A 19,363-nucleotide genomic window follows, 5' to 3' on the forward strand; every position below is an offset into this window, starting at 1 on the left:
TCATGCGCCGGCCGGCACGCGATCACCCGAACGGGACCGAGAATCGAATCTCCGTCCGGCCCTCAAGCCCCAAGAGCGCTTTGATCACGGCTTCTGAAGTCACACCACCCGGACAACCCACCGCCACCGCGCTGCGCACCGCCCGCCCTTGCGCGCGTGCGCATCCGGAGCGCCACCGCGCATGCGCAGACCTCCGCACACTGCCCCGCACCAATGCGCGGAGGCCGCGCTGCAGAGCGCGACGGTCACCGCGATGCGGTGCCGCCGGTATAGTTGAGCCCGCCCTCCCCCAGGGGCCGGCGTCCTGCGCTCGCGGAGCGCGCCGCCGGAGCGTGGTCAGCCGGAGCGGAGAAGGGGGAGCGCTCCACGGGCAGCAGGCGCTCGCCGACCGGCTGGTCGACCGCGGCATCGCGGTGGGAGAACGGCTGGGCCAGCGGGCGCCGGACCGGACGGGCGGATTGATCAGTCGGGTAGGACCGCCGCATTGCTGCGGCGGTCCCCCCTCAGAACCGGCCGTGCGAGTTTCCCCGCAGCTCGGCTCAAGCAAGCCCTGAAGGCTCGCAGACGTGCAGTGACGCAGAATCCTTGCCAGCGGCGAGCCGCCGCTGGCAAGAGGAATGGACAAGACGGAGTTGCACTCCGTCCGACGTGTCGATCCCGCGATATGTGATCACTTGGGTGGTGATCGCCTGGCGGGTGACCCGCAGCCACCGCTCCCACTCGATGGGACCGGAGGGTGGGTCGTCGACGGGCAGCAGCAGGCCCCGGCAGGTCAGGCACCGCCCGTTCTGCACCTGAAGCAGGCGCAAGGTGGCACGGTCGACAGGCGGGGGCGCGCTGGTGCGGCGCCGTTCGGCCCAGTAGGAACCCAAGGCAGGGTCGTCCGGAGACGCCGAGCCGAGGACCAACCGGTGTCGGACGATCTTCGTCCAGGCGAATTTCAGCAGGTAGGCGCCACTGCCGCGGTCGCCGAACACCCACCGGTCCTGCCTGGACTTGTTGAACTTGCCGTAGTACCGGGCCGTGACCCAGCGCCGCGGCTTGTTCGGATGAGCGCGGGTCGCCCACTTGTAGGTGAGCTTCCACATGTAGTCGTCCAGTGCGGTGAAGATCTCACTGGCGACCACGCCCCGGTAGTAGGCGGCCCATCCCCGAATGATCGGGTTGAGCCGTTGCAGCACCGCAGCGGCGTTGGCCCCGTGCAGAGACCTCACTTCGGTGCGCATCCTGTTCCGGATCCGTCTGACGGCCTCGCGGCTCGGCTTGATCAGCAGCTTGCCGTGATAGCGGCGGATGTTGAAACCGAGAAAGTCGCAGCCTTCTTCGAGGTGGACGATGCGTGTCTTGTCCTCGTTGAAGACCAGCCCTCTCGGTCGCAGCCACTCGGCAAGCCTGGCCTTGACCTGCTCGGCCTGTTCCCGCGAGTGGCACAAGGCGAGCAGATCGTCGGCGTACCGCACCAGCAGCGGGGAGCCCGGCATGGTGTCTCCGGCGCGACGGCCGGACTGCCGGTAGCGAACCCCCGCAGCCGTCTCCATCCCGTGCAGGGCGATGTTCAAGAGCACCGGGCTGATCACGCCACCCTGAGGAGTGCCCTCCTCGGTCGGGGTGAACCGGCCGTCCTCCACCACGCCTGCCCGCAGCCACTGCCCGACAAGTTCCCGCGCGGGGAACGAGCCGAGCTGCTGGAGGAGGTGTCCGTGGTCGATGCGGTCGAATGCCGCCGCCAGGTCCGCGTCCAGCACCCACTGTCGGTGGGCCTGTTTGCCCTTGGCCGTGCAGTAGATCGCCGCGATCGCGTCCTGGCAGCTGCGGCCGGGCCGGAAGCCGTACGACTTCGGCTCGAACCGCGCTTCCCACTCGGGTTCCAATGCCTGTGACACGCGGGCCTGTTGGGCCCGGTCCACGATCACGGGAATGCCGAGAGGGCGTCTCTTGCCGCCCGCTTTGGGGATGAACACCCGTTTGACCGGCCGGGCCTGCCAAGGGCCAGTTCGGTGCTGGACCCACTGGGCCAGCTCCGCCTTGCCTTGGGCGGTCAGGACGACCTGACCGTCGACCCCGGCCGTCTTGCGTCCTGCGTTGATTTCCGTGACCCGGCGCACGCTGACCAGCGTGTTGGCCTGGGAGCGGAGCATCAGCTTCTGCAGATTGCGGACCCGTTTCAGGTCCCCTGCCTGCGATGCCGTGAAGATTCTCTGCCGCAGTCGCCGTACTGCCTCCTCCTGGGCTTGCCAGTCGATGGCGTCCCAGTCGAGGGTTGCGCCCTCCGGTCCGTTCGCCGGGTCGGTGCTGGCCGCCGCCGTATCAGCGGTGGGTGTGACCGTCACGGTGTCCAACTTGCCCTTCGGTTCGGGTTCCTTGCGTCGAGCTCTTCACAGGCTCACCCGGCCCACGTCAGCACCCTTTCGGGTTCGGGTAGATACCCGTATCCGGCCAGTTATGCGGAACTCGGCGGAGGTGCCGATGCCTGTCCCGGTTTCCTGCTGCCTTTCGGCTGCCGGCCTTCGCTTCTTGGGCCGTCCTGCACCCGCTGGGGAACTGGGCCTTCCTTGCGGTCGGCTGACCAGACACGTCAATCAGTCTGGACCCCAACGGGGTTGTCGCGTTCCACACGCGTGAGACACGACCGGGGTGGGTGCCCTCATTACTCCGGGACGATGGTGTCCTCCCGGCCGACCATGAGTCTTCGACCGGCATCCGCCGCTTTCCAACGGCCAGTCCTGCACCTCGCTACCGCGTCCCACCTGCAAGGCTTGTCATCACGGAGCATCGTTGAGGGTTCAGTGAGCTTCACCCGTCCGGTCTTTCCCTCGCCTGTGGCTCCCGGGCGGAACGGGAGCCCTTGGGCTTCTTCCCCGAGCTTCGCACCCCGCCGTTACCGGCAACGCACGTCAGGGAGGGAACGGGCCCTGGACACTGGCCCGGGTCACGTCATCGGCATGATGCCGACCTCCTTCCTCCGTGACACTCACAGCGTGCGACCTCGCGTCGCACCTCATGGCTGACAGTCTGTCACCCGGGCACCGTTTCGCGGCCGGGCGCAGGCCCCGGTGGACAACCGCGTGCTCCCGCTCGGCCGTAACCCGGACGGCGGCGACCGGGTTCACCGGTCATGACGCATCTGATTTCCCTGCCCGGCAGCCAAGCCGACGACGAGGACCAGGAACGGCGGGAGCGGCAGCACGCGGTGAACGAATTGCTTGCCGAGGCGGGCGAGGCGGGTCGGCGGGCGGCCGGGTGGGTGCGAGAGCTCGCCGAGCGGCAGCCGGAGGCCGGGCACCGCACGGTGCTGGAGCGGGCCGCCGACGCGATCGAGCGGGCCGCCGGCCGGGAGGTCGTCCCGGGTGGCGACGGGCAGCTGGCCGAGGAGCTGGCGTACGACCTGGCCGCCTACGTCGTCACCGGCAGCCCGTACGCCGAGAGGCTTCCCGTCGGCGACACGGGGCCGCTGGAGGGCGGTTCTACAGCTCGACGTCCATCCAGGCGACGTCGTTCAGCTCGACGTCGAGGCCGCGGGCGCGGCGGCCGCCGTCCTTGAAGTAGTGCTCGCGCAGGCCTTCGGCGAGGATCCGTTCCTGCTCGTCCTGGCTGGCTCCGGCGTCGCGGGCCTCGTACAACCGCCTGGCGACCGAGCCGGGCATCTTCTGGGTGATCATCCGGGGGCGGGGGTCGTCGGTGGAGCCGCCGGCCGCGCTGTAGCCGAAGGTCGCCTGGATGTGGAGCATGAAGCCGCGCTGCTCGGCGTCGCGGCGCACCCGCTTCTTCACCCGCGGCTGCCAGGTGGCGCGGACTTTCTGCTCGATGGCTTTGGCGTCGGGGCCACCGGGGCGGCAGGCGGCGCAGGCGCAGCGGCGGGCGCGGCCGGGGCGGTGGCGGCCTGGACGGCGGCGACCGGGCGGCAAAACCCGCCCAGGTGCATCGGGTGGCCCTGCGCCCGGTAGACCGAGGGCTGCCTGCACTGCACGCACGGCAGCGGTGCCGCCATCAGCAACAAACCGTCCGGGTTCTGGTCCAGCATCACCACCTGCGGCGCCTGCGGCGCCGGGGCCGGCTGCTCGGGCACCGGCGCGGCCGCGAACACCTCCGGCACCGCGACCGGCGCAGGCACGGCAGCCGCGGGCACGCCGGACGCGGGGAACCGGACGGCCAGGCCGCGCAGCAGGTGCGCGGGGCGGAACTCACCAAGCTGTGCGGCGTCCCGATGGCCGATCGCCGGATGCAGTACAGCCCGCCGCTGGCGGAGGGTGGGGTGGTGGGCATCCTCGTGGTGATCGAGCAGCCGGAGCAACCGGACCTCCTGGTCGTGCACGCTGCTGGCTCCGACCCGGACGTGCCCGGCGACCCGCTCCCGGCGACGGCCTGCGGGATCGACACCGCGAGCATGGCCGTCGACCCGTGGCGGCCATCCGGGCCGGGCTCGCGCTGGTACCCGCCGCAGTACGCCGGGCACGTCTGCCCGCGCTGCGAGTGGGCTGTCCGGTCGGCGTGAGCGCAGGTCAGGGCGGACGGCTTCCAGCCGGCTGGCCGCGCTCAAGTGTGGGTGCGCCCGAATGTTGGGCGCACCCACACCGTCCCGCCGGCGATGGACGAGCCGATCGCGCCTGCCAGGCGCACCACGCCGGGGACCTGCCCGTGTCACGCACTGGCTGCAGAACCCTTCAGGATTTGACAGTAAAGCCGTAACACTCGCGATGACAGAGAAGCGACCCGCCGGTAACAAGACCTGCACGCCCCGGCCCGTCTCCCCCACCCCACGTGCAACCGCCGCTGCGGAGGGTGCGTCAGTACACCGACAGTGGGGCACGACACGGTCAGCGTGGCGCAGAGCAAACTGCCCCCACACAGAGGGAGGGAGAGCTACACACCCATGGGAGAACCCGACTTCACCACCGGCCCGGTCGCCCCGGCAGCGGCATCGACACCCGGCACGCCGCCCAGCACCTCGCCGTACGCCAACCCCGCCAAGAGCGCCGACACAGCGCCCTGGAACGCCGCGCCCCCCGGCATGGCGACCACCCAACTGGACAACCCGCACGAACTCGCCGCCTCGGCCGGGATAGCCCGGCAGATCGCCACCGAGCTCAACCAGGCCAACAGCAATAGCGGGCCCCTCACGCTGGGCCTCAGTGACTACATGAGCGCCGCGTCGGCGGGTACCTGCGGTTTCGCCTTCAGCAGCGCCGTCACCAGCTGCACCGAACGGTGGCTGAAGCAGTGCACAGCCCTGCACGACCGGATCGACGGGATCGCCACCAACCTCGACACCACTCAGCGGACGTACACGGCCAACGAGGACAAGAACGCCCAGCTGTTCGGCACGGCAGTTCACTAAGGGGGAACCGGGCACATGGTGTCCTTCAAGCAGTTATACGAAGCCCGTCCGGACGCGGTCACGGAGGCGTCCGAAGCCTGGTCCAGCGTCGCCAAGACCCTCACCACCCTGGACGGCCGGGTCCACAAGGACCTCACCAGCACGGCGCAGCGGGCCGGTTGGAAGGGCGTGGCGGCGGCCAACGCGAACTCGGCGCTGGAGGGGGTGGACACCGACTTCAAACAGGCGTCGGCAGTCGCGACCGCCATCGCCGCGATCGTCACCACCGCCGCCGAGGTGTTCCGCGCGGCCCATAACGACCTCCTCACCGCGATCTACGACGCGAAGACCGAGGAGCTGACCGTCACCCCCGATGGCGAGGTCTGCTGGCCCCCGCTGCCCGGCTCGCGGAACGACCCCGACGGGGTCGAGGCCGCCAAGAAGTACAACGCCGAGATGCGGGCCAAGGCCGACGCGATCTCCACCCGCCTCGGCAAGGCCGTCGACCGGGCCACCGCCGCCGATCAGACGGCCGCCGCCGCCCTCCAGAGCGACATCGGCACCAGCACCACCTCATTCAACCCGAAGCCGTACGGCGCTGGCCCGATCGCTGACGCCAACCGGGCCAAGGACCTGATGTCCAAGGCCGGCAGCCTCAGCGATCCGGAGCTGAAGCAGTTGCAGGCCCTCATGGCCGCCAACGCGGGCAACAAGGACTTCTCCACCACGCTGCTCAACGGCCTCAACTACGGCGGCAAGACCGGCCCGGACGCGCTGCTGGAGTACTCCAAGGTCTACGGCGACCTGGCCCATGGCAATCACAACGCCAAGGGCTACCAGGACGTCTACAACAGCCTCGCCATGGCCCTCGCCACCGCCACCCGCGACGGCGGGATGGGCAAAGCCTGGGAGGACGGCCTACTGGCCGCCGCCCGCCGCACGGGGGCGTCCGCGGCGGGGTACAACGACAACTACCCGGCGCTGACGGCGCTGATGGGGGCGAAGGGGACGTTCGACAAGTCGTTCCTCCTCAAGGTCGGCAACGACCTGGTCGACTACGAGCGGAACAGCAAGACCAAGGGCGAAGAGCTCTGGGGGCCGAACTGGAGTGCCCTCACCAACCAGACCGACCCGATGGGCGGTCTGATGACTGCGCTGAGCCACGCCCCCGGGGCGTCGAAGGACTTCTTCGACCCGGCGAAGAGCAAGAACCTGGACTACCTGCTGCACGAGCGGAAGTGGCCCAACCAGGGCTACGAGCAGAACCAGGTGGACGATCTCGTGCGCGACACCTCCCGAGCCGCGTTCGGCGACGCCCTGGAGGCCGCCACGACCGGTCGGGACCCGCACGGCGACCAGCCGCCGGTCCGTCCGCACGACAAGGTCATGTCCCAGATCATGGACGAGACGCTCAAGTCCTTCGCCGGCAGCGGCCCCGGGGACAAGGCCAGCCTACCGGCCGCGCTCCGTCGACCGATGGCCGACATGATCGCCGACTACGCGCCGGACATGCACGAGATCCTGGGCAAGGAGCTGGCCGGCCCTGCCCAGCCGGACGGGCTCACCGTCCAGCGCGACCAGTTGTTGCGAGTGATCCGTGGCGCCGCTGAGGATCCCGCCTCCTTCGCGATCATCCACGGCGCCGAGACCCGGGAGATCGCCCTCCGTCTCGGCGACTACGGCCCCGAGGCGTTCAAGCCCGACGCGGTGGGCGGCGCGAACCACAAGCTCCACTCGTTCACCCAGGAGGCCGGCTCCGCCCTCGGCGCACTTGACGCGGTGTTCGCCGACACTTCCTCGGATCACACGGACTCCGAGAAGGCGAAGGCGGACTGGGACGCGAAGATGAAGTACCACCTGCTCGGCACGCCCGCGAACCTGCTTCCGACCGTCTCGAACGTCCTGCCGTTCGGCGACATCGCGCAGCGCCTGGTCGATGTCGGGACCGCCCAGTACGCCAACGACGCCAAGGCACTGGCAGACTCCCAGCTTCAGGGCAATCTGAGCTCCCACTTCTCAGCGGGACAGAACCAGTTGAACAAGATGATCGACGAAAGGGTGGCCCGGTTCGGGACGGACCCCGCTGCCGCGGACCTGACCGGGAGCGTGTCGCAGCAGCTCAAGACGGACGCGCGCACCACCTACAACGTCGCCATCGACGGCACCTACCGCACCGTGTTCGGGCGGTCGTGAGGATGGTGGAAACGATGCGCAACGACCGTCCCGACGACTCCGACAGCCCTGACGGGCGCATCGGCGCGGCGCTCGATCGGCGCGGGTTCACCACCCGAAGACTGCGCGTGCGGCTGGCGGTGGTGGTGTTGGCGCTGTCTCTCGTCCCGGTCGGGGCGGTGGGGTTCGCGCTGTACCGGCTGACGAACCTCGGAGGCCCGGACAGCGTCTGCGACGGGGCCGTCACCGCGGACGAGGTGCACGATCTCCTGGGGTCCGGGCGGATCAGCGAGGACAAGGGAGGCTACTCGGCGACGAAGGACTTCACCGGGAACAGCTGCTCCGCCACGGTCCGATCCGGCCTGTTCGAGACTTCCGAGAAGGTCGTACAGTTCGACATCGTCCTTAACACCGGCGACGGCCCGGGCACATTGGCCGCATCGGATGCCCGATTGTTCTCCGGCGAGACGGCCGGCTCGGTGACCCCTGACGTCGCGTGGGCTGTGCTCCCGGATGGGTGCCAGAAGGGCGTGCACACCGCGGTGTTCACCAGCGAGAAGGGCCATGACGAGGCCAGGGCCGCCCTGGCCGTGACCTTCGCCAACGGGGTGGCCAAGGCGCGCTCGTGCGGAGGCCGGAAGCTGTCGCCACCGAAGAGCCTGTCGGCGAAGGGGGCCGAGACGGACCCGAACTGGGCCAACCTCTGCGGCCTGCCCGGGTTCGCACCCGCGAAAAACCCCGAGGCCCAGTGGCGCATGCCGCAACAGGTCACCACCGGGTTCGGCCCGATCTGGTCCTGCACGATCGGCGGTAACCCGAGGTACGACAGCCGGGCGCAGGTCTTCGCGATCACGACCGAGCCGCGGACCACCGCCCTGACCCAGAAGGACGGCGAAGAGCCGTCCGCTGTCGGGCGGGCCCGCTGGGTAGCCGACGGGACACTCGTCACCACCTGCCAGGGCAAGGACGTCTTCTTCACCGTCAACGGCGGCTACGCGAACGGCCTCGAAAAGCCCTTTCTGTTCCCCGACCAAAAGGACCTCGTACGACAGTTCCTCGCCACCGGGGGCAAGGCAATCGGCTGCGAGCCGATTCTCTGATCGCCTCCGTCGAGGGGCCGACTCTGTGACGGCCCCTCGACAGACGGATCGAGCGATGGCCGACCTCGATAGCGATCCCCGGAGCGGTCGCCCTGCTGCGCGATTCGCGAAACGGCTGGCGCCAGGCCACCGAGGTCGGTGGTGAGGGCGCTGTCGTACGCCTCGATCAGCAGGTCGGCGCTCGCTCGGGGGCCAGGGGTAGGGCGGCCGGCGGCGGTCGTGGTCGGGCCCAGCTCGGCCGTCTGACAACCGCCCCGTCCCACCCGTCGGCCGCCACCGTGCCGCAGCCGATCACGAGGGCCAGATGCAGCACCGCACCGCGCCGCGCCCGCCGACGGCAGGCGCATACACGGGCTGACCGCCCAGGATCGGGAACGCCGCACCTGCCGACCTCCTCGGAGAACGAGCGCCGTGCGCGGCTGTGCACACCCGATGCCAGCACTAGGTCCTACAGCTCGACGTCCATCCACGCGATGTCGTTCAGCTCGACGTCGAGGCCGCGGGCGCGGTGGCCGTTGTCCTTGAAGTAGTGCTCGCGCAGGCCCTCGGCAAGGATCGCTTCCTGCTGGGCCTGGGTGGCTCCGGCGTCGCGGGCCTCGTACAGCCGTCGGGCGACCGAGCCGGGCATCTTCTGGGTGATCATCCGGGGGCGGGGGTCGTCGGTGGAGCCGCCGGCCGCGCTGTAGCCGAAGGTCGCCTGGATGTGGAGCATGAAGCCGCGCTGCTCGGCGTCGCGGCGCACCCGCTTCTTCACCCGCGGCTGCCAGGCCGCCCGTACCGCCCGCTCGACCTTCGCCGCGTTGGCCTTCGTCATGGGGATGTCGCCGACCAGCTCGCCTTCGGCGAGGGCGGTCAGGGCGTGGGCCCAGCGCTGGGCGGTGCGTACCGAGACGCCGGCGGCCTGGGCGAGGCGCTTGGTGTCGTTCTTGGCGACCTTCTCCCACAGGAACTTGACGCGGGTGTTCAGGTGGACCGGGATGGGGCGGGTGCGCTCGGCACGCTCCAGGCCCTCGTCGATCTCCCGGCTCATGGGGCATCAGGTCCTTCCTCGCCCCGTCGGGGCGAACTCGAGTATTGGGGGGTGGCCCGCCAGGCTGGTGTCGGCGGGCCGCACGGGGTGTGGCTACTCGTCGGCGGAGACGACTCCGCCAGTCTTGATGTGCCGGGCCGGGTTGGCCTCATCCGCGATCAGCTCCAGCACCTCCGCCATCGGCCGGGAACCCTCGAACTTCACCAGGCCGGGGCCGTGCGCACGTACCGGTGGGTGGCCTCGCGCTGGCTGGCACCGCATCGCCGGGACGGGGTGTCGCACACGGTGCACCGGATCCTGGCCGGGATCACCGACGAGAAGGAGCGGTTCGAGGCGATCGGCAACCCTCCCGCCCGGGACGGCGTGAGGGGTGAGCTGTGGTGGACGCACGATGCGGCCAAGCGGGCGGTCGGATGGAAGGTCGCCTCGCCCGAGACGGTGCAGGAGCGGATCGAGGCGATCCACGACCTGGCGCGGGAGGACGCGGTCGCGGCGGTGGTGGTGACCGACTTCCTGCGCCGCCCGCAGGTGGCGGCCAAGGCGATGGCCGACGACACCGCCCGCCATCTGGTCAACGATGCCCAGTTCCAGCGCTTCCGCCAACAGACGGACCAGGTCCGCGAGCAGGTCCCGGCGCTGGAGCGGATCGAGCACAGCGCCGACTACCTCGACCTGGTCGCCGCGTGCGCGCAGTTCACCGCCACCGCCGGCCGCATCGTCCCCATGCTGCGCGGGCATCGGTTCCGCGACGGCGAGCGCTCCGCGGTCGAGCGCGGTCTGGCCCGGGTGCGGGCCGCGGCCGAGTGGATCGAGGGCGCGGTGGCCACCGGCAACGTCAGCCTGGACGCGCAATTGGCGCGGCTGCTGCGGGGCGAGTAGGCCATGGGCCGGGGCGTCCCCGCGCACGTCCACGCCCAGGCGGTCCTGGCCGCCGTGGTCGAGGCCCGGCCACGCGGCCTGACGATGGACCAGCTGGTGGCGGCGACCGAGCGCTCTCCGGCCCAGGTGGCGGTGGGGATCCGGCATCTGCGGCAGATCGCCGCCGCCGAGCACCTGCCCCCGCTGACCTGGTCCCGGAGGGACGGCTACCGGATGGTCGACGAACCGGAGGTGTGGATCGGCTACGAGCGCGCCTTCTTCCGCGCCGAGCACCACCGCATCGCCGCGTTCATCGCCGGCACCCTGGCCCCGCACCAGCAGCGCACACCCCACGACCCGTACATCCGCACGGTCATGGCCCAGATGGGCGCCATCGAGTCCACCCTCGACCTCCTCACCCGCCTCGGCTGACGATCCACCCGGTCGGCCTCGCCCCGGAGCCCCTGCCATGCGCACGCGCTACTACCCCTCGGACACCACCGACGCCGAGTGGGCCCTGCTCGAACCGCTGCTGCCAGTGCCGGCCTGCCGGACTCCGAAGGGCGGCCGTCCAGAGGCCCACCCGCGCCGGGAGATCGTCGATGCGATCCTCTATATCGTCGACAACGGCGCGAAGTGGCGGTCTCTGCCTGCGGACTTCCCGCTTCCGTGGCGGACCGTGTTCGGGTTCTTCGCCCGCTGGGCCAGGGACGGCACCCTGTTGAAGATCATCGACCACCTGCGGCGCCGGATCCGGCTGCGCGGCGGCTACAGCCCCTGGCCGGTCGCCCTGGTCGTCGACAGCCAGTCCGTCAAGGCGGCCGACACCGTCCCGAAGGCGACCAGCGGCTACGACCCGGCGAAGAACCTCACCGGCCGGAAGCGACATCTCGCCGTCGACCTCGGCGGCCTCATGGTCGACCTGCTGGTCACCCCGGCCGACCTCCCCGACCGCGACGGTGCCCGGCTGTTGCTGGCCCGGCTGCATGCCTCCCACCCCGAGATCACCACCGTCTGGGCCGACAGCGCCTACGCCGGTGAACTCGTCGACTGGGCGATGCGCGAGCTCAACATCACCATCAAGATCGTCCGACGGCCGCCGGACGCCCAGGGATTCATCGTGCTCCCGCGCAGGTGGGTGGTGGAACGATCTTTGGCGTGGTTCATGCGTGCCCGCCGAAACTGTCGAGGAGGGTGAGCATCTCGGCGAACGTGGTGGGGCCGCGACTACGAACGTCTCCCCGCTCACGCCGAGGCTCACCTCGCCTGGAGCGCCATCACCCTCATGACCCGCCGACTCGCCCGAACCCGAGGCACCCAAGCCGAGACCACACCGGTCGCCCTCGTCGCATGATGCACCTATTACATCCAGGTGGGCGGTGGTGTCCAGTTCGGGGCAGTGAGCCAGGAGGGTCTTGCGCCGGGGACCGCCTGCCCGAGTGGATCACCGAAGCCAAAGCAGCGGGACTGCCCGGGATCAGCACCTTCGCAAATGGCCTGAACAGCGACTACGCCGCCGTCCACGCCGGACTGACCACGCACTGGAACTCCGGCCACGTCGAGGGCGCCGTGAACAGGATCAAAATGATCAAGCGCCAAATGTACGGCCGCGCTGGCTTCAGCCTGCTGCGCAAGAGGGTCCTCCTTGCCCCTTGATCACGTGTCGGCGACAGATGACATGATCCGCAAGGAGGTGACGCCATGCGCACGGACGTGATGCACTTCGCTGAACTGGCCGACCTGACGGCCAAGCCGGTCGGGCCACCGCTACCGTGGGAGCGGTCGCGCGACGCATGCGGAGTTGAGTTCCCCGCGGACTACCGCGAGTTCATCGACCAGTTCGGGCCAGGAGAGGTCCGCAGCTACCTGGGTGTGAACGCTCCGTGGCCATGGCCGGGCGCATCGCAGGACGAGGCAATCTTCCGTGTCTTCACATCGAGGACCATCGATGACCTTGGTCCGGTGTTCCGGGAAATGCGAAACGAGGACCCGGCCCTGTGCCCGTACCCGCTCCTACCAGAGCCAGGGGGACTGCTCAACTGGGGCGGCACCGTACAAGGCGACCAGTTCTTCTGGCTCACCAACCACCCGGACCCCATGGAGTGGCCGGTGGTCGTGTGGTTCCGAGGGAAGGACCTGAGGGACGCGTGGCGACGGTACAACATGCGCTTCGTCGCCTTCCCCGTCCATGCCTTGTCGGGCGAAGACCAGGACATGCATGACCTGCTCAACTGGCCCAACGAGCCGATCTGGCAAAGGACTGGCTAAGCAGTCACAGGGAGTAGTCGCCTCACAGAAGTTGGACCAGAACCGGGAATGAGAGCCACTCCGGCGAGATTCGGAGCCACTGCTCGGGTGTCCTTCGCGACCCGGGGCGGAGTGTCCGGCGAGGTCATCGCGGGGCTGTCGATAGCTTGTAGATGCGGGCCCCGAGGTCGCCTCCCTGACAAGACGCGACCAGGGGCCCGCCTCTTATCGTCCGCTGGGAGCTGTGCGGGCTCGAGCGGTGCGGTGGACACACCGCCCGAGCAGCGGCGCGGTGACTATTCAGGCAGGGGGAGGTGCCCGATCACCTTCTGGCCGACGAACGCGGACATGCGTAGGGCGTGGTAGGCGTAGTCACGCATGGCGTCCTCGTAGGCGCTGATGCCGTCGAGGAGTGGTTTGTCGCCGTGGTGGACGGCGAGCAGTTCGTCGCCCAGGGTGTGTGCGTCACGTAGCGCGGTGTTGGCGCCGATGCCCAGGGCGGGGCTCATGGCGTGGATCGCGTCGCCCATGACGGTGATGTTGGAGGGTTCCCAGGCGTCGACGGGAACGCAGCTGCGGAGCTTGAGGGCCTGGATGGTGGCGGTGTCCCACAGTCGGACCGTGTCGACCAGGGTGGGGTGCCAGGTGGCGACGCGCTGCAGGGCATACGCCTTGAGCTTGTCGGGGCCGGCGGTGAACAGTTCGGCGTCGGGGAGCATGTGGTCGGCGAGGGAGTTGAAGATGCTCAGCGCGTAGTCGGCGGTGGCCTCACGCTGGAAGCTGGGCTCCTGTTCGGCGATCAGCGGCGAGGTGGGGTCGGTGCGCTCCAGCGGGCCCAGGGTCAGCCCGGTGAAGTCGGCGTCGTAGGCCAGTGAGAAGGCGTTGAACATCTGCACCGGCAGCTTGGCCTTGGTCTCGTCGGTGAGGTGGATCTTCGCGGCGATGTGTCGCGCGCCGAGATCGGCGACCTGGAGCTGGGGCAGGCGCTGGGCGCGGACTGAGGAGTTGATGCCGTCCGCGGCGATGAGCACGTCGGCCTCGGCCGTGGTTCCGCCCTCCAGCAGCACGGTGATGGTTGAGTCGGGGTGGGTGCGGTAGCCGGTGACCCGAGAGCCGAAGTGCACGGCCTTTTCCAGGCCGAGGTAGAGGATGCGACGCAGGGTCGAGCGGCACACCACCAAGTGCTCGGGGATGTCGGTGGGCACACCGGTGCCCTCGGTGGCCGACTTGTCCCGGCCGGGACGGAGGTTGAACTGCTCGTCGAACAGCAGCATGTCCTCGCTCGGCATGCCGCAGGTCGCCAGGAACAACTCCCACAGGCGCGGCTCCAGGGCGGCGTGCAGCGCGGAGGTGCCGGTGGAGTTGATGTGGATTCGGTACCCGGCCTCGCGTGCCGCCACGTCGGCATCGCGCTCATAGACGGCCACGTCCAGGCCGTTCCGGTTCAGGTAGTGGGCCAGTGTCAACCCGGCGAGCCCGCCGCCGGCGATGACGATGCGCATTCCAGACACAGTACTCCCAGTGCAGAGTTCTTCTCGTACTCGGAGCACACCAGGACTCCCCTAAAGGGGAGGGCATTGACGCAGAGCGGAAAACCGTGATCTGCGGTCCGGACTACCAACCGGGAGGCAATTTCGTGTGCCCTGAGAGCGTACACCGGAATCCCACCGGCGGGCAGCATGTCAGCCCTCTGATGTGCCGTTCTTCGCTGATCTCGCACTTCCTGCGGCGATTTCCTAGACAAGAAATGGCGAGTCCTGCCTTGACGAATCGATGAAGCCTGGCCAGGGAGAAGAAATTTGACTATCCCGGAAAATTCTGCTCAAGCATTCACTTAACCTCGATTCTTCAGCTGCCCTCGGTCGGTGATCGTCTCGACGGTTCGCCCGTAATGTCCTCGATACCGGCGAGGTGGGCCGTCGCATGACGCTGCGGGTGCGCCGGGTTCCACAGGTCCGGGGCGCCCCAGACGCCGTCGCCGTGGTGCTCGAGCAGGAGAATCCGCTCGCGGTCCCGTTCGCGGTGGACCAGCGCCAGGACCTGGAAGTGAGAGATGCCCGCGCGGCGGGCATCGGTGATCCGCTGCTGGACGGCAGCAGGACCCCGTCGGCGGTGCGACCAGAAGTGGCGACCTGTCATTTCGGCGTCGGGAAGAGCGATTCCTGGGTGGCCTGGAAGCGGTAGGACTCGGTGCCGGTCTGGATCAGCGTGCAGCGGAACGTGATCCGGTCGGCGATGGCCACGCAGAGGCGGGCGTCGCCGAAGGTCTTGTCCCACTCATCTGGGGAACGGGGAGTTCGTGGCGACTGCGGTGGCCTTGCGTTCCTCGCGTTCGGTGAAGATCTGGAACAGCAGCTTCGCGCCCTTGCGGTCCAGGTTGAGATAGCCGAATTCATCCAAACACAGGAGATCGATCTTGCTGTAGCGGGCGATCACCGATGGCCGCCCTCGCGGCCAGCCGATAGATGTGGGGCGGGAACGGCACGCGGGGGCGCTGCGCGTCGAGAGCTGCCGGCGGCACGCCCAAGGCCTTGGCGCGTGACAATCGCCGGCCGTGGCAGGGGCCTCGTTTCGTCATGGGCGACAGCTTGCCCCCGCCCACCACGCCCATGCCGGGTGTGACACGGGATCCGACAGATTCGGCCTTCGCCGCGGCAGGGCGCGGCGGCGGTGTGGGGCTTGCCCGCCGGTCTCGGTCAGGGCGGGCAAGCCCTGAGCGGGTCGGCCGGGTGTGCGCGCCGGCCGACCCGCAGGGCGGGCGCCTGGGCTGTCCGGAGCCGTGGGGGGTGTACCAGCCGGGCAGCAGTGCGTTCCGCCGGGGCGTCCTGGTTGAAGACGCTCGCCCGGTTCAACGACCGGAACGGCCCGAGGGCACGAGGACGGCGGCGACGGCCCGGGCCGGCAGCCGCGCACCGCTGCGACGGCGCCGACGTGGCCGGGCCCTGCGGCGCAGCCCGGGTGAAGGGAGGTCCGCCACGCGCTTCCGGCCCGGCGCAACGGCCAGCGGGTCCACCGTGCCTGGCGCTGCCGGGCACGACGGCGGCCTGGAAGAGCGACTGAAGCGACCGAGGCAGCCGAAGCGGCTTGGGGCGGAGGCCGGCTGGCGGGGTCCTCCGGGGATCTCGAGGTCGGATGGACAACGGCCAGGCGCCCGGGTAGGAAGTGCGCAGCCCGGCGCGAGGCCTGCGCTTCGGCGCCCTGGCGGGTCGCCGTCGGCGTCGTGGTGTCAGTGGTCGCGTCCCCGGCTGTCGTGCAGGCACTCGGTCGCCCAGTCGGTCACGGCGCCCACCCCGCCCGCGGCCCCGGGCGCGGTGCCGCCCAGGACGAACGCGGCGATCGTCTCGTTGACCGCCATCGCGTGCTGGGCACCAGTACGCGATGGCGCCCCGGGCCGTAGAGCCCATGTCGGCGCGGGGCAGGCCGAGCACCTGCCCGGCCGCCTCCAGCCCGGCCGTGCCCTCCAGCCGCCACGTCTTGTGCCGGGCGGCGAGCGGGAGCCGCAGGACGGCCTACCGCCGGCGGTCCCGACGTGGTCTCCCCCTCGCCCCTTCTCCGGCCGGTGGCGCCGCGAAGCGGGGCCGCCGGGCCACCGCGCAGCGGACCACCACCACGCCGTCGGCGCGCAGCATCGGGTTGCCGGGATCTTGTCTCCGCTCCTGCTCTGCGCGCCGACTCTCCTGCTCCTCTTCTCCTTCGACGCTCCGGTGGCGGTGCCCGGACTTCACCCGGCACCGTCGAGGTGCCCAGGGAGAAGTAGTCGGCGCCCGGCGACCTATGGACAAACGGGGTCTGAGCTGCGAAAATGCCGCTTCCGGCGGCACCGCCTGACGCAACCCCGAGTAGCAACCGGCAGTAGCAACCTCAGATGCAACCTGCGGCAGGCTGGCTGCGGCCTGCGCTCGGGTGTGCACGATAGATGGCCACTTTGCAGGGCAGGTGGCCACACTTTTCGCCCTACCTGGCCAGTCGATCAGTCCCGGTCGGCGGATGCCAAGGCCACCGCGAGCGCCAAGTGCGGGACGGTTTCCAGGCACTGCCGGGCCATCAGGCTCGGGTCATACGCGGTGCCCGCGCCGCACAGTGCTCACCTACGCAGCCAACAAGCGGACGCGCGCATCGGCCAGGCCTCGCAGGAAGCTGAGCGGGACCGACGCGTCATAGCGTCTCGGTCCGAACGCGGCCGGTGACGTCCTGTCGCACCCGAGCCCGGTAGCGCAGCGGCGACTCGCCGACGACCCGTTTGAACGCCGTGCTGAAGGCGCTCTCCGAGCCGTAGCCCAACTCCTCGGCGAGCGCCGCGACACGGGCGTCACCGTCCCGCAGCGCGCGCTGGGCCAGCAGCATGCGCCACCGCCCCAGGTAGGTCAGCGGCGGCACACCGGCCGCCTCCCGGAACCGCTCGGCGAAGGTCGTCCGGGACATCGCAGCGGCCCGCGCCAACTCCTCGAGCCCCCAGGCTCGCCCGGGGCGGCCGTGCAGCAGGTCGAGGGCGGGGCGGAGGCGCTCGTCGACGAGCAGCCGTAGCCAGCCGGACGGCAGCGCGGACTGGTCGACGTAGGACCGCAACAGCTCCAGCAGGAAGAGCTGACCGTACTGCCGGATCGCGAAGGCCGAGCCGGGCCGCTGCGCGGTCGCCTCGTCGAAGAGACGCAGCAGGGCGGCGAGGAGCAGGTCGTCGTCACCGGCGGACCTGATGTGTGCCACTGGCGGCAGTGATTCGAGGAGGAGCTTTCTTCCGGCCTCGTTCAGACTGACGCAGCCGCCGATGACGATGTCGTCGGCGTCGCGGTCGGAGCGCGCGAAGCGGTCGGTGGAGAAGTCGGATTCCGGCTGCACCTCCTGGCGGGGTTCCGCGCCGGCCTCGAACGCGACCCAGGAGCGGCCGGTGAGGATCGCCACGTCACCCGCCACGAGGTCGACCGGTTCGTCGATCCCGTCGGTGGTCAGGCGAGCCCGGCCGCTGACGAGCGCGAAGAACTTGACCGGGTCGGAGAGCGGTCCGCGGCCCCACCATCCGCCGCGGGCCGCGATGCCGCCGGTGAGGACGCCGCGGACCTCTACCAGATCGAGTGCTTCGGAGAGTCGGTCGGGGGGCATGCCCGTACTCTCGCTCAAAAAATCTGGACTCACAAGTATTCATCGTCCGGCCGTTCCCCGACAGGCTGGTGGCAGCACCCCGCAAACGGACCTCAGGAGAGAACATGCGTTACCGCGGCCTCGGCAAGACCGGGATCAAGGTGAGCCCCTACGCTCTCGGCGCCATGATGTTCGGTGCCCTCGGCAACACCGACCACGACGACTGTGTCCGCATCATCCACCGGGCCCTGGACGCCGGCATCAACCTCATCGACACGGCCGACATGTACGCGCACGGCGAGTCGGAGGAGATCGTCGGCCGTGCGCTGAAGGGCCGTCGGGCCGACGTCGTGCTCGCGACGAAGGCCCGGAACCCGATAAGCGACGAGCCGAACCACCAAGGCGCGTCCCGGCGCTGGCTGGTGCGCGCGCTGGAGGACTCGCTGCGCCGCCTCGATACCGACTACGTCGACGTCTACCAGATTCACCGCCCGGACCCCGACACCGACATCGAGGAGACGCTCGGGGCTCTCACCGACCTGCAGCGAGCCGGCAAGATCCGCACCTTCGGCACCTCGGCCATGCCGGCCTCCGAGCTCGTCCGCACCCACTGGGTCGCCGAGCGGCGCGGCCTCGCCCGGCCCCGTACCGAGCAACCGGTGTACTCGATCCTCAACCGGGGCATCGAACGCGAGGTGCTCCCGGTGGCGCAGGAGTTCGGCATGGGCACCCTGGTCTGGTCGCCGCTCGGCGGCGGGCTGCTGACCGGACGCTACCGGAAGGGCCAGCAGGCCGCGACGCACCGCTCGCAGTACGGCTTCCAACACCTCAAGGACGACCGGCGGCTCGACGTCGTCGAACAGCTCATCCCGCTCGCCGAAGAGGCGGGCATGCCGCTGACCCATCTGGCGATGGGCTTCGTGCTCGCGCACCCCGGCGTCACATCCGCGCTCCTCGGACCGCGGACCATGGCACACCTGGACGATCTGCTCGCGGGCGCCGAGGGCACGCTCTCGGACGACGTCCTGGACCGGATCGACGCCATCGTGCCGCCCGGCACGGACACTGGCACGCTCGACATGGCCTACCAGCCGCCGGCCATCCGCCAGCGGGAATTGAGGCGTCGGCCGCCGGTCGAACGCGCAGCCGCGTGACAACAGCGCGACAGCACGGCGTGGTGCGGACAGCGTCAGCCCTGAGAGCCTCAGCCCTATGACGGTCGTTATAGACCCTCCGCGGAGGGCTCAGGGCTGCGGGTCCAGAGTCCCAGCCGCCAGACCCACCTGCCTGTGTTCACGAGTGGACGCGGTGGCCAGGACGCGGCCGAACTTTGGCGGTGAGCTTGTCGAAGACGGCCCGCAGTTTCGGTTCGCTGTTGGGCAGCCGCTTGTCGAACACGGTCTTGCCGGCGGCGGTCAGGCCGTGGCCGTGGTGGTCGCCGTTTCCGACGTCCAGGCCGAGGAAGACCGCGATGTCACTCGTGTCGAACACCGAACCCCCCGAAGGTCGTTCATCCGTCCCGGCCTCGCCCGTCGGCACCGTTCGCGCGCATCCACGTTACGCAGA

At 69.8% G+C, this 19,363-nt stretch carries 19 protein-coding genes and 3 pseudogenes; 11 read left to right on the plus strand and 11 right to left on the minus strand.

The window, feature by feature from the left end; all coding sequences use genetic code 11:
* Positions 1-539: 539 nt before the first annotated feature.
* Entirely contained in the window at positions 540-2,330 is a 1,791-nt protein-coding gene (gene ltrA, locus ACWC9T_RS32455) for a group II intron reverse transcriptase/maturase (protein WP_449824631.1), read from the minus strand.
* A 785-nt stretch (positions 2,331-3,115) separates the two neighbouring features.
* On the opposite strand from ltrA, the gene ACWC9T_RS32460 reads away from it, so the two are divergent.
* Positions 3,116-3,541 carry a hypothetical protein gene (locus tag ACWC9T_RS32460; protein WP_449824632.1) on the plus strand — a complete coding sequence of 142 codons (426 nt, stop codon included), beginning with the start codon at positions 3,116-3,118 and terminating at the stop codon, positions 3,539-3,541.
* Here ACWC9T_RS32460 and tpg (ACWC9T_RS32465) read toward each other — a convergent pair.
* Together tpg (ACWC9T_RS32465) and ACWC9T_RS32470 are read right to left on the minus strand one after the other, a co-directional pair.
* Complete coding sequence (gene tpg, locus ACWC9T_RS32465) at positions 3,465-3,770, minus strand: telomere-protecting terminal protein Tpg (protein WP_449824633.1); 306 nt, start codon at positions 3,768-3,770, stop codon at positions 3,465-3,467. The two genes, ACWC9T_RS32460 and tpg (ACWC9T_RS32465), sit on opposite strands and share 77 nt — an antisense overlap.
* The gene (locus ACWC9T_RS32470) at positions 3,767-4,291 is read right to left on the minus strand and encodes a hypothetical protein (RefSeq protein ID WP_449824634.1); all 525 of its coding nucleotides are present in this window, start codon (positions 4,289-4,291) and stop codon (positions 3,767-3,769) included. Before ACWC9T_RS32470 ends, tpg (ACWC9T_RS32465) begins: the two co-directional genes overlap by 4 nt.
* Here ACWC9T_RS32470 and ACWC9T_RS32475 point away from each other — a divergent pair.
* From ACWC9T_RS32475 to ACWC9T_RS32490, 4 genes are all read left to right on the plus strand, one after another.
* Entirely contained in the window at positions 4,271-4,492 is a 222-nt protein-coding gene (locus ACWC9T_RS32475; protein WP_449824635.1) for a hypothetical protein, read from the plus strand. The genes ACWC9T_RS32470 and ACWC9T_RS32475 overlap by 21 nt on opposite strands.
* Positions 4,493-4,870: 378 nt before the next feature.
* Positions 4,871-5,335: a type VII secretion target gene (locus ACWC9T_RS32480; protein WP_449824636.1), complete on the plus strand. Its 465-nt coding sequence runs from the start codon at positions 4,871-4,873 to the stop codon at positions 5,333-5,335.
* A gap of 15 nt (positions 5,336-5,350) precedes the next feature.
* Complete coding sequence (locus ACWC9T_RS32485; protein ID WP_449824637.1) at positions 5,351-7,507, plus strand: hypothetical protein; 2,157 nt, start codon at positions 5,351-5,353, stop codon at positions 7,505-7,507.
* A gap of 14 nt (positions 7,508-7,521) precedes the next feature.
* Positions 7,522-8,586: a hypothetical protein gene (locus ACWC9T_RS32490; protein WP_449824638.1), complete on the plus strand. Its 1,065-nt coding sequence runs from the start codon at positions 7,522-7,524 to the stop codon at positions 8,584-8,586.
* 448 nt (positions 8,587-9,034) lie between these two features.
* Here the strand turns inward: ACWC9T_RS32490 and tpg (ACWC9T_RS32495) are convergent, their stop codons facing one another.
* A complete protein-coding gene (gene tpg / locus ACWC9T_RS32495; RefSeq protein ID WP_449824639.1) occupies positions 9,035-9,616 on the minus strand; it encodes a telomere-protecting terminal protein Tpg in 582 nt (193 codons plus the stop codon).
* Between the two features lie 216 nt (positions 9,617-9,832).
* On the opposite strand from tpg (ACWC9T_RS32495), the gene ACWC9T_RS32500 reads away from it, so the two are divergent.
* The 5 genes and pseudogenes from ACWC9T_RS32500 (at position 9,833) to ACWC9T_RS32520 (ending at position 12,742) form a co-directional block, all read left to right on the plus strand.
* Positions 9,833-10,495: a DUF6192 family protein gene (locus ACWC9T_RS32500; protein WP_449824640.1), complete on the plus strand. Its 663-nt coding sequence runs from the start codon at positions 9,833-9,835 to the stop codon at positions 10,493-10,495.
* A gap of 3 nt (positions 10,496-10,498) precedes the next feature.
* A complete protein-coding gene (locus tag ACWC9T_RS32505) occupies positions 10,499-10,906 on the plus strand; it encodes a hypothetical protein (RefSeq protein ID WP_449824641.1) in 408 nt (135 codons plus the stop codon).
* Positions 10,907-10,943: 37 nt separating this feature from the next.
* Positions 10,944-11,816, plus strand: a pseudogene (locus ACWC9T_RS32510) (IS5 family transposase); the annotation flags it as partial.
* An 80-nt stretch (positions 11,817-11,896) separates the two neighbouring features.
* Positions 11,897-12,130, plus strand: a pseudogene (locus ACWC9T_RS32515) (transposase); the annotation flags it as partial.
* 45 nt (positions 12,131-12,175) lie between these two features.
* The gene (locus ACWC9T_RS32520; protein WP_449824642.1) at positions 12,176-12,742 is read left to right on the plus strand and encodes a hypothetical protein; all 567 of its coding nucleotides are present in this window, start codon (positions 12,176-12,178) and stop codon (positions 12,740-12,742) included.
* 275 nt (positions 12,743-13,017) lie between these two features.
* Here the strand turns inward: ACWC9T_RS32520 and ACWC9T_RS32525 are convergent, their stop codons facing one another.
* The 6 genes from ACWC9T_RS32525 to ACWC9T_RS32550 all read right to left on the minus strand — a co-directional run bounded on the left by ACWC9T_RS32525 (position 13,018) and on the right by ACWC9T_RS32550 (position 17,818).
* A complete protein-coding gene (locus ACWC9T_RS32525) occupies positions 13,018-14,223 on the minus strand; it encodes an FAD-dependent oxidoreductase (protein ID WP_449824643.1) in 1,206 nt (401 codons plus the stop codon).
* 346 nt (positions 14,224-14,569) lie between these two features.
* Positions 14,570-14,860, minus strand: coding sequence for a hypothetical protein (locus ACWC9T_RS32530; RefSeq protein WP_449824644.1), 291 nt, complete (start codon positions 14,858-14,860; stop codon positions 14,570-14,572).
* On the minus strand, positions 14,857-14,964 hold the full coding sequence (locus ACWC9T_RS32535) for a hypothetical protein (RefSeq protein WP_449824645.1): 108 nt from the start codon (positions 14,962-14,964) through the stop codon (positions 14,857-14,859). The genes ACWC9T_RS32530 and ACWC9T_RS32535 overlap by 4 nt, the downstream gene beginning before the upstream one ends.
* A 34-nt stretch (positions 14,965-14,998) precedes the next feature.
* The gene (locus ACWC9T_RS32540; RefSeq protein ID WP_449824646.1) at positions 14,999-15,157 is read right to left on the minus strand and encodes an ATP-binding protein; all 159 of its coding nucleotides are present in this window, start codon (positions 15,155-15,157) and stop codon (positions 14,999-15,001) included.
* Between the two features lie 790 nt (positions 15,158-15,947).
* The gene (locus ACWC9T_RS32545; protein ID WP_449824647.1) at positions 15,948-16,076 is read right to left on the minus strand and encodes a hypothetical protein; all 129 of its coding nucleotides are present in this window, start codon (positions 16,074-16,076) and stop codon (positions 15,948-15,950) included.
* Between the two features lie 800 nt (positions 16,077-16,876).
* Positions 16,877-17,818, minus strand: coding sequence for an AraC family transcriptional regulator (locus ACWC9T_RS32550; RefSeq protein WP_449824648.1), 942 nt, complete (start codon positions 17,816-17,818; stop codon positions 16,877-16,879).
* A gap of 104 nt (positions 17,819-17,922) precedes the next feature.
* Between ACWC9T_RS32550 and ACWC9T_RS32555 the strand changes: the two genes are divergently transcribed.
* Positions 17,923-18,951, plus strand: a complete 1,029-nt coding sequence (locus ACWC9T_RS32555; RefSeq protein WP_449824649.1) for an aldo/keto reductase — start codon at positions 17,923-17,925, stop codon at positions 18,949-18,951.
* A 175-nt stretch (positions 18,952-19,126) separates the two neighbouring features.
* Here the strand turns inward: ACWC9T_RS32555 and ACWC9T_RS32560 are convergent.
* Positions 19,127-19,288: pseudogene (locus ACWC9T_RS32560) on the minus strand (IS110 family transposase); the annotation flags it as partial.
* Positions 19,289-19,363: the final 75 nt, after the last annotated feature.

It is taken from the genome of Kitasatospora sp. NPDC001159 (assembly GCF_053598235.1).